Source organism: Streptomyces pseudogriseolus (assembly GCA_002154585.1).
Taxonomy (GTDB): domain Bacteria; phylum Actinomycetota; class Actinomycetes; order Streptomycetales; family Streptomycetaceae; genus Streptomyces; species Streptomyces pseudogriseolus.
Genome location: MUNG01000222.1, coordinates 1 through 13,728 on the forward strand (window position 1 = coordinate 1; position 13,728 = coordinate 13,728).

Below are 13,728 nucleotides of genomic sequence, written 5' to 3' on the forward strand. Positions count from 1 at the left end.
CGGCCGGTGGGACCGGGCCGGAGGCGGCGCCCGGCTGGGGCGCGGTGCTCGTCGCGGCGGACAGGGCCTCGGCCAGGCCGCCCAGCTCGACGTGGACCACGAGGACCGGCTTGGTCGGCTGCTCGGCGGCGGCCGAGCGCAGCGCCTCGGCCAGGGACGCGTCGCCGACCGAGCCCTCCCCCACCGACGGGATGGCGGTCACGACGACGGCGTCGGAGGTGTCGTCGGCCAGCGCGCGGGAGAGCGCGGCGTGGAAGTCCGCCGCCGAGGCGGCCGTGGTGAGGTCCCGCGGCGGGTGCGGGCGCAGCCCCTCGGCGAGGCAGGCGTCGTAGGTGAGCAGGCCCAGGGACTCGGAGTTGCCGAGGATCGCCACCCGGGGTCCGGCCGGGAGGGGCTGGCGGGCGAGCAGCAGGCCGGCGTCGACCAGTTCGGTGATGGTGTCCACGCGGATCACCCCGGCCTGGCGCAGCAGGGCGGAGACCGTGGCGTGCGGCAGCTGGGTGGCGCGGACGGCGTGCCCGCGCGGTCCCGCCCCGTGGCGCGCGCCCTGCACCACGACGAGCGGCTTGGCGGCGGCGGTGCGGCGGGCGAGGCGGGTGAACTTGCGGGGGTTGCCGATGGACTCCAGGTACATCAGGGCGACGTCGGTGTCGGCGTCCTCGTACCAGTACTGGAGGACGTCGTTGCCGGAGACGTCGGCCCGGTTGCCGGAGGAGACGAACGTGGACAGGCCGGTGACGCCGGTGACGCCGCCGCCGCGCCGGTGCAGGCGGGACAGGAGCGCGACGCCGATGGCGCCGGACTGGGCGAACAGGCCGATGCGGCCGGCGCGGGGCATGTCGGGGGCGAGCGAGGCGTTCAGCCGGACCTCGGGCGAGGTGTTGATGACGCCGAAGGAGTTCGGTCCGATGATCCGCATGCCGAAGCTGCGGGCCTGCCGGACCAGGGCGCGCTGGCGCTCCCTGCCCTCGGGGCCGGACTCGGCGTAGCCGGCGGAGACCACGACCAGGCCCTGGACGTCGTGCTCGCCGCACTCGGCGACCACCTCGGGGACCCGGTCGGCGGGCACCGCGACGACCGCGAGGTCCACCGGCCCGTCGATGTCGCGCACGGAACGGAAGGCGGGCACGCCGTCGAGCTCCTTCTGCCCCTCGGGCAGCGCCCCGTTGACGGCGTAGAGGCGGCCGGTGAAGCCGCCGTCGCGGATGTTGTCGAGGATGCTGCGGCCGACACCGCCGGGGGTGCGGCCGGTGCCGATGACGGCGACCGCGCCGGGGGCGAGCAGCCGCTGCACCGAGCGGGCCTCGGCGCGCTGCTCGCGCGCGTACTGCACGGCCAGGGAGCGGTCGGTGGGTTCGAGGCCGAACTCCAGGCGCACCACGCCGTCCTCGAAGCTGCGCTTCTGGGTGTACCCGGCGTCGGTGAACACCTTGATCATCTTGGTGTTGGCGGGCAGCACCTCGGCGGCGAACCTGCGGATGTCGCGCTCGCGGGCGACCGCGGCGATGTGCTCCAGCAGGGCGGAGGCGACGCCCCGGCCCTGGTGGGCGTCCTGCACCAGGAAGGCGACCTCGGCCTCGTCGGCGTCCGCGCCGGCCGCGGGCCGCCCGCCGGCGCCGATGCGGTCGTAGCGCACGGTGCCGATGAACTCGTCGCCGACGGTCGCCGCGAGCCCGACCCGGTCCACGAAGTCGTGGTGGGTGAAGCGGTGCACGTCCTTGGCGGACAGCCGCGGGTAGGGCGCGAAGAAGCGGTAGTACTTCGACTCGTCGGACACCTGCTCGTAGAAGCTGACCAGGCGCTCGGCGTCGTCGGCGGTGATGGGGCGGATGCGTGCGGTGCCGCCGTCGCGCAGCACCACGTCGGCCTCCCAGTGGGCGGGGTACTCGTGGCGGTCCGACGAGGTCTGCATGGGCCCCAGAGTACGGCTCGCGTCCGGCGGCGGCGCGGGGCAGTCTGTGGTGGACGACCGCCGGGCCGAGGCCGCGGCCCGGCGCCCCCGGGGGCCGTCCCGGACGCCGCTCCGGGCATGCGCCACGATATGGAAGACTGGTCTAGACAACCCTGAACAGCGAAGGGCAGCAACACATGGCTGAGCGCCGCGTCAACGTCGGCTGGGCCGAGGGTCTCCACGCCCGCCCCGCCTCCATCTTCGTCCGAGCCGCCACGGCCGCAGGCGTCCCGGTGACGATCGCCAAGGCCGGGGGCACCCCCGTCAACGCGGCCTCGATGCTGGCCGTCCTGGGCCTGGGCGCCCAGGGCGGCGAGGAGATCGTCCTCGCCTCCGACGCCGAGGGCGCGGACGCCGCCCTGGACCGTCTGGCGAAGCTGGTCGCCGAGGGTCTCGAGGAACTCCCCGAGACCGTCTGAATCCGCATTCCGCACGCCACGGCCGTGCGGCTCGGAAACAGACGTAAAGACACGGAAAGGCCCGTCCGGATCACCGGACGGGCCTTTACCGTTCCCCCATTTCCGGGCAGCGGAAAAGCCCCCCGCGAATTCCGTCCTCTTTGTATACGGGACGCTTGTTAATGGCGCAGGCCCGTCATGTTTACGGGATGTTGCGAGTTCCTCACACGGTCCGCGCGGACGGCGCGCTCGGCGCCGGAGCCGAACCGCAGCCGGTGCCCGGCGTTCGCCTGCTCGGTGTGCAGTGCCGTGAGGGCCCGCGCCCGCTCGCCGTCGCCGCGCGCCACGGCGTCCACGATCGCGCCGTGCTCCGCCCAGTACGCGACCGGGTCGGGCGGGCCCTCGACCGCGTACATCCAGGCGATCTTGTGCCTGAGCTGGGTCAGCAGCGATGTCAGCGCCGGGCTGCCGGAGGCCTGGGCGAGCGTCTCGTGGAACCAGCCGCCCAGTGAGCGCAGGTCGTCGCTGTTGCCCTGACGTGCCCGTTCCTGCCCCAGCCTGACCAGGCCGCGCAGCACCTTCAGATGGGCGTCGGTGCGCCGCTGGGCCGCCCGGGAGGCGCCGAGGGGCTCCAGGAGCCGGCGCATCTCCAGCAGGTCGGCGGCCTCCTGATCGGTGGGCTCCGCCACGCACGCGCCCGCGTGCCGCCGGGTCACCACGAACCCCTCCGCCTCCAGCGTGCGCAGCGCCTCGCGGACGGGGACGCGGGAGACCCCGTAGCGGCGGGCGAGCAGTTCCTCGGTGAGCCGGCCCCCGCGCTCGTGGACACCGGCGACGATGTCGTCCCGGATCGCCGTGCACACCGAGTGCGCGGGAATACGCATGACCGACCTCCGGCTTAATCCCCGTGAAACGTCGACGATTGACGTCCGTTCGTGACTCTATTGCAATCGGCGACAATTTCCGACGGGGGACCGGAATCCATACATGAATTTTGGACAGCCGGCGCCCGGACGGACGGGTCCTAAAACGGCGAAAGCCCCGGCTCCAGTGAGAGCCGGGGCCCGGAGGGCGGGAGGGCGCGCCTCAGATGTTCACGCCGTGCGACCGGAGGTAGGCGACCGGGTCGAGGTCGGAGCCGTAGTCGGCGGACATGCGCGCCTCGAAGTGGAGGTGGGCGCCGGTGACGTTGCCGGTGGCGCCGGAGAGGCCGATCTGCTCGCCGGCGGCGACCTCCTGGCCCACCGACACCACGATCGACGACAGGTGCGCGTACTGGGTGTACGTGCCGTCGTGCATCTTGATGACGACCTGGTTGCCGTACGCGCCGCCCCAGCCGGCCTCGACGACGGTGCCGACGCCCACGGAGTGGACGGGCGTGCCGGAGGCGGCGTGGAAGTCGATCCCGGTGTGGCTGCCGGACGACCAGATGGCGCCGCCGCTCTGGTAGGCGGTCGACACGTACGAGCCGGGGATCGGGGAGACGAAGGTGTTGAGGCGCTTGCGCTCGGCCTCGCGGGCGGCGCGCTCCTGCTCGGCGCGGGCCTTCTCGGCCTCCTCGGCCGCCCGCTCACGGGCCGCCTGCTCGGCGGCCTTGCGCGCGGCCGCCTCGGCGGCCACGCGGGCGGCCTCGTGCTGGGCGGCGGCCTGGGCGTCGATGCGGTCGGCGACCACGTCGCCGAGGGTGACGACGGGCGTGAGGCCGGTGCGGGCCGCGGCCGGTTCGGCGGCGAGCGCGGGGGCCGCGAGGGAGCCGACGACGCCGCTGCCCGCGAGGGCCGCGACGCCGGCGGCACGGGCGGTGCCGCGACGGCTGGTGCTGGGACGACGGTGCTTCCCGGTGGCGCGCGTGAACGCCATGTACAAGCTGGTCCTTTCCTTCCCTCTCGCCTACCGGGTTAGCTGACGGGTTCGGAGCAGGAAGGTCTCCTACGGGCCCCCTCGCGACACGCGCGGGCGCCCGATTCACCCCAGGGACTTCATGTGGGTCCCCGGCTCCCCTGGCTCGCGCCGTACGGGGACTCGGCGATGACTGTCCGGTGCCGCGGATGCGGCGCACTGCCCGACGAACAGCCCGCATGAAACTAAGCGGGACATCTCGCAATCCCCAAACGTTTCCCGGGTTTTGTAGCGCATCCCACAGGGCAGACAGGCAACCTCCGCCCCAATCCGGGCATAAGGGAGCCCCGGTGACGTACCCGCCACCGGGGCGCCCTCGCGCGCGGGGTGTCCCGCCGCGTCCCTACTCGGCCGCCACGACGGTGACTTCGCCGATCCCGAGCGCCTCCACGGGCGCCTTGATCTGCGCGGCGTCGCCGACGAGGACCGTCACCAGGCGGTCCACCGGGAAGGCGTTCACCACCGCCGCCGTGGCCTCCACGGTGCCGGTGGCGGCCAACTGCCGGTACAGGTCGGCCTGGTAGTGGTCCGGCAGGTGCTGCTCGACCTGGTCCGCCAGGGTGCTCGCGACGGCCGCCGCCGTCTCGAACTTGAGCGGCGCCACACCCACCAGGTTCTGCACGGCGACGTCGCGCTCCTCGTCGGTGAGGCCCTCGCCGGCCAGCGTGCGCAGCACGGTCCACAGGTCGTCCAGCGCCGGGCCGGTGTTGGGGGTGTCGACCGAGCCGCTGATGGCCAGCATCGCCGCGCCCGTGCCGTCGGGCGCCGACCGGAGCACCTGGCCGAACGCCCGTACGCCGTAGGTGTATCCCTTCTCCTCGCGCAGGACGCGGTCCAGGCGCGAGGTGAGGGTGCCGCCCAGGCAGTACGTGCCGAGCACCTGCGCGGGCCACACCCGGTCGTGCCGGTCCGGGCCGATCCGGCCGATCAGCAGCTGCGTCTGCACGGCGCCGGGCCGGTCCACGATCACCACGCGCCCGGTGTCGTCCGCGACCACCGGCGGGACGGGCCGCGGCCGGCCCTGCGAGCCGGTCCAGGCGCCCAGGGTGTCGGCGAGCAGCGCGTCCAGGTCGACGCCGGTGAGGTCGCCGACCACGACGGCGGTCGCCGTGGCCGGGCGGACGTGCTTCTCGTAGAAGCCGCGCACGGCCGCGGAGTCGATGCGCTCGACGGTCTCCTCGGTGCCCTGGCGCGGGCGCGACATGCGCGCGCTCGCCGGGAACAGCTCCTTGGAGAGCTCCTTAGCGGCACGGCGGGACGGGTTCGCCAGCTCGTGCGGGATCTCGTCGAGGCGGTTGCGGACCAGCCGCTCGATCTCGCTGTCGGCGAAGGCGGGCGCGCGCAGGGCGTCGGCGACCAGTCCGAGTCCCTTGGCGAGTCGCGAGGCCGGCACCTCGAGGCTGAGGCGGACGCCGGGGTGGTCGGCGTGCGCGTCCAGGGTGGCGCCGCAGCGCTCCAGCTCGGCGGCGAACTCCTCGGCGGAATGCTTGTCGGTGCCCTCGGAGAAGGCGCGCGCCATGATCGTGGCCACGCCGTCGAGGCCCTCCGGCTCCGCGTCCAGGGGCGCGTCGAGGCACACCTCGACGGCGACGACCTGCTGGCCGGGGCGGTGGCAGCGCAGCACGGTCAGACCGTTGTCGAGGGCGCCGCGCTCGGGGGCCGGGAAGGCCCAGGGCTTGGCCTCGCCCGCCTGCGGCCGGGGGTGGAACTCCATCGTGGCGAGCTCGGTCACTTCGCCGTCTCCTCGTTCTCGTCGGTGGCGTCGGCGTCGGTGTCGGCGGCGGGGGCGGTGGGCTCGTAGACGAGCACCGCGCGGTTGTCGGGCCGCAGGCGCGCCTTGGCGACCTCCTGGACCTCCTCGGCCGTCACCTCCAGGACCCGGCTCACGGCGGTCAGGGCGAGCTGCGGGTCGCCGAACAGCACGGCGTAACGGCACAGTTCGTCGGCGCGGCCCGCGACCGTGCCGAGCCGGTCCAGCCACTCGCGCTCCAGCTGGGCCTGGGCGCGCTCCATCTCCTCGGCGGTGGGGCCCTCCTCGGCGAACCGGGCGAGCTCCTCGTCGATGGCGGCCTCGATGACCGGCACCTCGACGTCGCCGGACGTCTTCACGTCCAGCCAGCCGAGCGACGGCGCCCCCGCCAGCCGCAGCAGGCCGAACCCGGCCGCCACGGCCGTGCGGTCGCGCCGCACCAGCCGGTTGTAGAGCCGCGACGACTCGCCGCCGCCGAGCACGGTGAGCGCCAGGTCGGCCGCGTCGCACACGCGCGTGCCGTCCTCCGGGAGCCGGTAGGCCGCCATCAGCGCCCGCGCGGGGACCTCCTCCTCGACGACCTCGCGCAGCTCCCGGCCGATGACGTCGGGCAGCGAGCCGTCGCGCGGGGCGGGCTTGCCGTCGTGCGCCGGGATGGAGCCGAAGTACTTCTCGATCCAGGCGAGCGTCTGCTCCGGGTCGATGTCGCCGACCACGGACAGCACCGCGTTGTTCGGCGCGTAGTACGTGCGGAAGAACTGGCGGGCGTCCTCCAGGGTCGCCGCGTCCAGGTCCGCCATCGATCCGATCGGCGTGTGGTGGTACGGGTGGCCCTCCGGGTAGGCGAGGGCGGTCAGCTTCTCGAAGGCGGTGCCGTACGGGACGTTGTCGTAGCGCTGGCGGCGCTCGTTCTTCACGACGTCCCGCTGGTTCTCCATGGACTCCTCGTCCAGGGCGGTCAGCAGGGAGCCCATGCGGTCGGCCTCCAGCCAGAGGGCGAGCTCCAGCTGGTGGGCGGGCATGGTCTCGAAGTAGTTGGTCCGCTCGAAGCTGGTGGTGCCGTTGAGCGAGCCGCCGGCGCCCTGCACCAGCTCGAAGTGGCCGTTCCCCTTCACCTGGGCGGACCCCTGGAACATCAGGTGCTCGAAAAGGTGAGCCAGGCCGGTACGGCCCTTGACTTCGTGCCGGGAGCCCACGTCGTACCAGAGGCACACCGCCGCGACCGGGGTCAGGTGGTCCTCGGAGAGCACCACGCGCAGGCCGTTGGACAGGCGGTGCTCGGTCGCTGTCAGGCCCCCGGAGCCTGCCTGGGCTGTGGCCGTGTGACCCATGGGCATGTACGTCCCTTCGATCGCGGAGGCGGTCGTCGTCGACACCGCCCGTTTCTGCCGGTCCTGCCACTGTATGCAAGCGCGCGGACAGCCGACGGAGTTCCCGCCCCGCCCGACTACGCCGAGAGCGAGCACCCCTGGCCGCGGGCAGTCGTGCCACCGCCGCCCGCGGGCAGTCGTGCCTCCCCCAGCGCCTTAAGGGCCTGGGAGGTACCCCCAGGGCGATGGGGGTACCTCCCGCTCGAGCGAAGCCGAGAGTGGGGGAGGGCGGGCGCGGCGGCACCCCGCGAACGCCGGGCTGCGTACTCCCCCGCCCCGCACCAACGCGCGGTGCCTGACAAACACGCCCCGAGGGCGGCCGCGGCACCGAAGCCACGTACCCTGCGCCGTACCTCACGGCACCGCACCGCACCGAACCGGCCCCCAGGACCCGGGTCCTGGTCCGCCCTGTCAGTGCGAAGGTCCACAATGGTCCGCATCAGATCCCGTCCCACGCTTCAGCAAGGAGCCGGCAGCGATGGCCCGCCGCAGCACCAAGACCCCGCCGCCCGACGACCCGTTCGAGGAGAAGATCCTCGACATCGACGTCGTCGACGAGATGCAGGGCTCCTTCCTCGAGTACGCGTACTCGGTCATCTACTCCCGCGCCCTGCCCGACGCGCGTGACGGACTCAAGCCGGTGCACCGCCGCATCGTCTACCAGATGAACGAGATGGGCCTGCGCCCCGAGCGCGGGTACGTCAAGTGCGCGCGCGTGGTCGGCGAGGTGATGGGCAAGCTGCACCCGCACGGCGACGCGTCGATCTACGACGCCCTGGTCCGCATGGCGCAGCCGTTCTCCATGCGTCTGCCCCTGGTCGACGGCCACGGCAACTTCGGCTCGCTGGGCAACGACGACCCGCCGGCCGCGATGCGGTACACCGAGTGCCGGATGGCGGAGGCCACCGGTCTGATGACCGAGTCCATCGACGAGGACACGGTCGACTTCGCGCCGAACTACGACGGCCAGGAGCAGGAACCGGTCGCCCTGCCCGCCGCGTTCCCCAACCTCCTGGTGAACGGCGCCTCGGGCATCGCCGTCGGCATGGCCACCAACATGCCGCCGCACAACCTCCGTGAGGTCGTCGCCGCCGCCCGGCACCTGATCCGGCACCCGAACGCCGACCTCGACGCCCTGATGAAGCACGTCCCCGGCCCCGACCTGCCGACCGGCGGCCGGATCGTCGGCCTCTCCGGCATCCGGGACGCCTACGAGACCGGGCGCGGCACGTTCAAGATCCGCGCGACGGTGACCGTGGAGGACGTGACCGCGCGCCGCAAGGGCCTGGTCGTCACCGAGCTGCCGTTCACGGTCGGCCCGGAGAAGGTGATCGCCAAGATCAAGGACCTGGTGGGCTCGAAGAAGCTCCAGGGCATCGCCGACGTCAAGGACCTCACCGACCGCGAGCACGGCCTGCGCCTGGTCATCGAGATCAAGAACGGCTTCGTGCCGGAGGCCGTGCTGGAGCAGCTGTACAAGCTGACGCCGATGGAGGAGTCCTTCGGCATCAACAACGTGGCGCTGGTGGACGGCCAGCCCCTCACCCTGGGCCTCAAGGAACTGCTCGAGGTCTACCTCGACCACCGCTTCACCGTGGTGCGCCGCCGCTCGGAGTTCCGCCGCGGCAAGAGGCGCGACCGGCTGCACCTGGTCGAGGGCCTGCTCACGGCCCTGCTCGACATCGACGAGGTCATCCGCCTCATCCGCTCCAGCGAGAACTCGGCGCAGGCCAAGCAGCGGCTGATCGAGCACTTCTCGCTGAGCGACGTCCAGACGCAGTACATCCTGGACACCCCGCTGCGCCGCCTCACCAAGTACGACCGGATCGAGCTGGAGGCCGAGAAGGACCGGCTGAACGCGGAGATCGAGGAGCTGACCCGGATCCTGGAGTCGGACGCGGAGCTGCGCAAGCTGGTCTCGGCCGAACTGGCCGCCGTCGCGAAGAAGTTCGGCAACGACCGGCGCACGCTGCTGCTCGAGTCGGCCGGTGTCCCGGCCGCGGTGCCGCTCCAGGTGGAGGACGCCCCGTGCCGGGTGCTCCTGTCGTCGACGGGGCTGCTGGCGCGCACCGCCGACGACCGGCCGCTCGGCGACACGTCCGGCGGCAAGCGGGTCAAGCACGACGTGATCGTCTCGGCGGTCCCGGCGACCGCGCGCGGCGAGATCGGCGTGGTCACCTCGGCCGGCCGGCTGCTCCGGGTGAACGTGATCGACCTGCCGCAGCTCCCCGAGTCGATGCCGGTCCCGAACCTGTCGGGCGGTGCGCCGCTGGCGGAGTTCGTGTCCCTGGACGACGACGAGCAGGTGGTGTGCCTGACGACGCTCGACGAGTCCTCGCCCGGTCTGGCGATCGGCACGCAGCAGGGCGTGGTCAAGCGGGTGGTGCCCGACTACCCCTCCAACAAGGAGGAGCTCGAGGTCATCACCCTCAAGGAGGGCGACCGGATCGTCGGCGCGACCGAACTGCGCACGGGTGAGGAGGACCTCGTCTTCATCACCGACGACGCGCAGCTGCTGCGCTACCCGGCCTCCGTGGTGCGCCCGCAGGGACGCCCGGCGGGCGGCATGACGGGCATCAAGCTCACCGAGGGCGCGAAGGTCATCAGCTTCACGGCGGTCGACCCGGCGGCCGACGCGGTCGTGTTCACGGTGGCGGGCTCGCGCGGCACGCTGGACGACTCCGTCCAGACGACGGCCAAACTGACCCCGTTCGACCAGTATCCGCGCAAGGGACGGGCCACCGGCGGCGTCCGCTGCCAGCGGTTCCTGAAGGGCGAGGACTGCCTGTCCCTGGCCTGGGCGGGCGCCGTCCCGGCGCGCGCGGCGCAGAAGAACGGCACGGCGGTGGACCTCCCGGTGATCGACCCGCGCCGGGACGGCTCGGGCGTGTCCCTGGCCAGGACGGTGGCCGTGGTGGCCGGTCCGGTCTAGGCCGCGGGGTCCTCGGCCTCCTGGACGTAGCGCAGGACGCCCCACATGCCGGCCTCGTCGTCGGTGTGTGGGGCGCCGTCGCTCAGGCACCCCTCCAGCTCGGCGCGCAGGGCGCCGGTGTCGAGGCCGGTCCCGATCAGCACGAGCTGCGTCGCACGCGCGGCGCCGGCCGGCCACGGCTCGGGGTAGAAACGCAGGAAGCGGCCGACGGCGTGCACGGCGTACCGGTTGCGCATGTCGTACGAGCCGAAGTCGACGTACCCCTTGATGCGGTACAGCCCGGCGGGCCTGCTGTCGAGGAAGGCGATGAGGCGCCGGGGGTCGAGCGGCTGCTCGGACACGAAGGAGAGGGTGTCGTACCCGGCGTGCAGGTGCTGCGTGTGCCGGCCGTCCTCGTCCTCCTCCCGGTGGAGGTCGTCGAAGGACAGCTGCCCGATGCGCTCCTCGCTCGGGCGGCAGTCGAAGAGGAACTCGGGGTCGATCCGGCCGTGCGTGGCGGGCACCACGGCCGCCCGGTCGACGAGCGACCTGACCGTCTTCAGCACGGGCTCCGGATCGTCCACCCGGTCGATCTTGTTCACGACCACGAGGTCGGCGAGCGCGAGATGCCGGTCGACACCGGGGTGCGCGGCCCGGGTCTCGTCGAACTCGGCGGCGTCCACGACCTCGACGAGACCGCCGTAGACGATGTCCGGCAGCTCGCTGGCGAGCACCATGCGGACGAGCTCCTGCGGTTCGGCGAGGCCGCTGGCCTCGATGACGACGACGTCGATGCCGGCGGAGGGGCGGGCGAGGCGCTCCAGGTACTCGTCCAGCTCACTGGCGTCGACGGCACAGCACAGGCATCCGTTGCCGAGCGAGACGGTCGAGTCTCCCAGGGCGCCCGCGACCGCCATCGCGTCGATCTCGACGGCCCCGAAATCATTGACCACGGCCCCGATACGGCTGCCGCCGCTGCGGTGGAGGAGGTGGTTGAGCAGGGTGGTCTTTCCCGAGCCGAGGAATCCGGCCAGCACGACCACCGGAATCTGCCGCCCGCTGCTCCGCTCCGACACACGACCCCTCTCACACCTGTGCGCACACCGGATCGCTGACGGCGTGCGCACGGACGAACGACTGACGATCCAGGATACGAGTACCCGTAACGCCCCCGAAGTGAACGATTGTTAGCAGCATTCGCGGGGCAGACGTCTGCAAGGCGCCGGATTGTGCGACCCTCGCTTCCCTCCGTGCGCCTCCTCTCCGCCTTCCCGCCGATCAGAGCCGCTCGGCACCCTGGAAGGCGGCAAGCGCCGCCCACCGCTCGCCGGTTCCCTGTAGTCGACCCACCACCCGACGACCGGCGGACGGCGGCCTGATCGGGGGTAATTGACATGGGCACAAAGAGCGTAGGGCTGCGGAGGCTGCACTCCGCCACCGCGGCCGGTCTGGGGATGGTCGCAGGGGTCATCGCTGCGGTGGCAGCACAGAGGAGCGCGTTGGACGCGATCAACAGGCGCCTTGAGCGCCTGGAGGAACAGGCCGGCCATCAGCAGCGGGCCAACCTGGCCATGCAGCAGCGCCAGCACTGGGAACTGCTGAGCAAGGCGATCGACGACCCGGAACTGGCCGAGGTACTGGATTACTTCGAAGAACCTGTTTCCGCTCAGAAGCGCCGCCAGTACTTGTTCGCCAACGCTCAGTACACGAACCTGCTCTGCTACTACCGCATAGGCAACATCCCACTGGACGAGTTCTTCATGCACGCCAGAGGCATGTTCCAGAACCCCCACATGCGGGACTACTGGGAGGCCACCCGCCCTCAGCGCGCCAGCCTGCGAGGAACGGAAGAAGCCAAGCTGGGTGAGATGATCGACGACTTGCTGTCGCAGCTGGACGAGGCGGACACCGACGAATGGTGGGTGGTGGGCACCCCACCCACCGAAACGTGACCTACGCGTCCGGGATGTCCGCCTTCGCCCTGATCAGCGTTTCGCGAGTGATAACGACGATGCGCTCGTAGTCGGCACGTGCGGCATCCGCTGGCAGCTGGGACTCGAGCGAATCAGTGGCGTCCGTGCCGATAACGGCGAAGTTCCCGTCGGCCAGCTCGAAGAGGTCGGGACACGTCGCACCATTCGTGCTGCCTCGGTAACGCGGAGCGACACCAAGACGGCGGATGATCTGACTCACTGTTCAATTTCCTCTGCTCTCAAGGCACGAGCGCCTACGCCCGCGGCGGCGCCATCGTGACAGGTCGCGAACCACGACGGACACAACGGCACGCTCAGCCTCAGCGGACACAACGCACTAGGGGGTTCTTCTATCACCCGCGAGGGTGATCTCGCTCGTCAGCTGCCATACGTCCGTAAGCGTCAGGAACGCCTCCGAGGCCGATCGAGGCAATGCGCCTCAGACCTGGGTGGACCGACAAGGCGCCGCCGTGCAACTCAGGTTAGGCTCACCTGTGTGAGTAGCACGTGCTCGACCCTCTCCCGCGCGCTCGACGAGCCCGTCGAAGGGACCGCGGCGACCGCGCGGACGTGGCTGCTGCTGGAGCAGCCCGGACCGTGGGGTGCCAAGGCGCTCACGTCCAGCCACCTCGACCCCGCCCTGGGCCGCGCCCTGGAGGCCGCCGCGAAGGGCACCGGCGTGCGCGTCGCCCTCATCCGGCGTCCCGGACGTCACGCGGACAGCCGTATGCCCGCCACGCGCCGCGTGTACGTCGCCCACACCGTCCCGGGCAACGTCTGGCTGCACTCCGCGACCACCACCGACCCCGCCCGTCTGCTCGACCTCGACCTCCCGGCCCTCGGCCGCGGCGAGGCCGCGAGTTTCGGCGCGGTGCTGGGCGGTGAGCCGCACGACGGCGACCCCCTCGCCCTCGTCTGCACCAACGGCAAGCGCGACCGCTGTTGCGCCCTGCTGGGCAGGCCCCTCGCGGCCGAGCTGGCGTCCTCCGGCGTCGAAGGCGTCTGGGAGGTCACCCACCTCGGCGGTCACCGCTTCTCCCCCACCGTGCTCGTGCTGCCGTACGGCTACGCGTACGGAAGGGCGCAGGCGCACGCCGTGAAGGAGGTGCTGCACGGCGCGCGGGAGGGCCGGATCGTCACCGAGGGGTGCCGGGGCGGCTCCGCCTGGGAGCGGCCCGGCCAGGCGGCCGAGCTTGCCGTGCGGCGTGCCGTGCGCGAGGAGGCCGCCCAGGTGCTGAGCGTCGTCCGTACGGAGGGCGAGGCGCCCCGCTGGGAGGTGACCGTCGCGCATGTGGACGGGCGCCGCTGGCGCGTGGCGGTCGCCCAGGGCACGTCCCTGCCGCCCCGCCCGGAGAGCTGCGGCTCGGTGCTCGGCTCGCCCGCGCGGATGGACGTCGTCGACGTCCGTGAGCTCACCCCGGCGGTCATGGCGGGCTGACCTCCGTCGGCCTCCCGCCGCCGGGGTGAGCTCACGGA

General features: G+C 72.3%; 11 protein-coding genes and 1 riboswitch. Of the genes, 4 read left to right on the top strand and 7 right to left on the bottom strand.

Features of this window, described 5'->3' with window-relative positions:
• Window positions 1-1,912: GNAT family N-acetyltransferase (locus CCN29_RS20450; protein ID WP_107481718.1), on the bottom strand; the 1,912-nt coding region annotated here is incomplete at its 3' end.
• A 176-nt stretch (window positions 1,913-2,088) separates the two neighbouring features.
• On the opposite strand from CCN29_RS20450, the gene CCN29_RS20460 reads away from it, so the two are divergent.
• Window positions 2,089-2,370 (top strand): HPr family phosphocarrier protein, encoded by a 282-nt coding sequence (locus tag CCN29_RS20460; RefSeq protein WP_006136411.1) that lies wholly within the window; start codon window positions 2,089-2,091, stop codon window positions 2,368-2,370.
• A gap of 158 nt (window positions 2,371-2,528) precedes the next feature.
• On the opposite strand, the gene CCN29_RS20465 is transcribed toward CCN29_RS20460, so the two are convergent.
• The 4 genes from CCN29_RS20465 to CCN29_RS20480 form a co-directional block, all read right to left on the bottom strand.
• Entirely contained in the window at window positions 2,529-3,233 is a 705-nt protein-coding gene (locus tag CCN29_RS20465; RefSeq protein ID WP_086683603.1) for a GntR family transcriptional regulator, read from the bottom strand.
• Between the two features lie 202 nt (window positions 3,234-3,435).
• Window positions 3,436-4,209, bottom strand: a complete 774-nt coding sequence (locus CCN29_RS20470; protein ID WP_086683607.1) for a M23 family metallopeptidase — start codon at window positions 4,207-4,209, stop codon at window positions 3,436-3,438.
• A gap of 12 nt (window positions 4,210-4,221) precedes the next feature.
• Window positions 4,222-4,387, bottom strand: a riboswitch (cyclic di-AMP (ydaO/yuaA leader).
• Window positions 4,388-4,591: 204 nt separating this feature from the next.
• The gene (locus tag CCN29_RS20475) at window positions 4,592-5,980 is read right to left on the bottom strand and encodes a M16 family metallopeptidase (protein WP_006136414.1); all 1,389 of its coding nucleotides are present in this window, start codon (window positions 5,978-5,980) and stop codon (window positions 4,592-4,594) included.
• Window positions 5,977-7,335, bottom strand: coding sequence for a M16 family metallopeptidase (locus CCN29_RS20480; protein WP_031063676.1), 1,359 nt, complete (start codon window positions 7,333-7,335; stop codon window positions 5,977-5,979). Before CCN29_RS20480 ends, CCN29_RS20475 begins: the two co-directional genes overlap by 4 nt.
• A 511-nt stretch (window positions 7,336-7,846) precedes the next feature.
• Here CCN29_RS20480 and CCN29_RS20485 point away from each other — a divergent pair.
• On the top strand, window positions 7,847-10,300 hold the full coding sequence (locus tag CCN29_RS20485) for a DNA gyrase/topoisomerase IV subunit A (protein WP_031022480.1): 2,454 nt from the start codon (window positions 7,847-7,849) through the stop codon (window positions 10,298-10,300).
• Here CCN29_RS20485 and CCN29_RS20490 read toward each other — a convergent pair.
• Entirely contained in the window at window positions 10,297-11,355 is a 1,059-nt protein-coding gene (locus CCN29_RS20490; RefSeq protein WP_086683610.1) for a CobW family GTP-binding protein, read from the bottom strand. The genes CCN29_RS20485 and CCN29_RS20490 overlap by 4 nt on opposite strands.
• 378 nt (window positions 11,356-11,733) lie before the next feature.
• Between CCN29_RS20490 and CCN29_RS20495 the strand changes: the two genes are divergently transcribed.
• Complete coding sequence (locus tag CCN29_RS20495; protein ID WP_234322462.1) at window positions 11,734-12,231, top strand: DUF6082 family protein; 498 nt, start codon at window positions 11,734-11,736, stop codon at window positions 12,229-12,231.
• A 1-nt stretch (window position 12,232) separates the two neighbouring features.
• Here CCN29_RS20495 and CCN29_RS20500 read toward each other — a convergent pair whose 3' ends face one another.
• The gene (locus tag CCN29_RS20500) at window positions 12,233-12,472 is read right to left on the bottom strand and encodes a hypothetical protein (RefSeq protein WP_006136419.1); all 240 of its coding nucleotides are present in this window, start codon (window positions 12,470-12,472) and stop codon (window positions 12,233-12,235) included.
• 276 nt (window positions 12,473-12,748) lie between these two features.
• Here CCN29_RS20500 and CCN29_RS20505 point away from each other — a divergent pair, with 276 nt between their 5' ends.
• Window positions 12,749-13,690 (top strand): ferredoxin family protein, encoded by a 942-nt coding sequence (locus CCN29_RS20505; protein WP_031022484.1) that lies wholly within the window; start codon window positions 12,749-12,751, stop codon window positions 13,688-13,690.
• The last annotated feature ends 38 nt before the right edge of the window (window positions 13,691-13,728 follow it).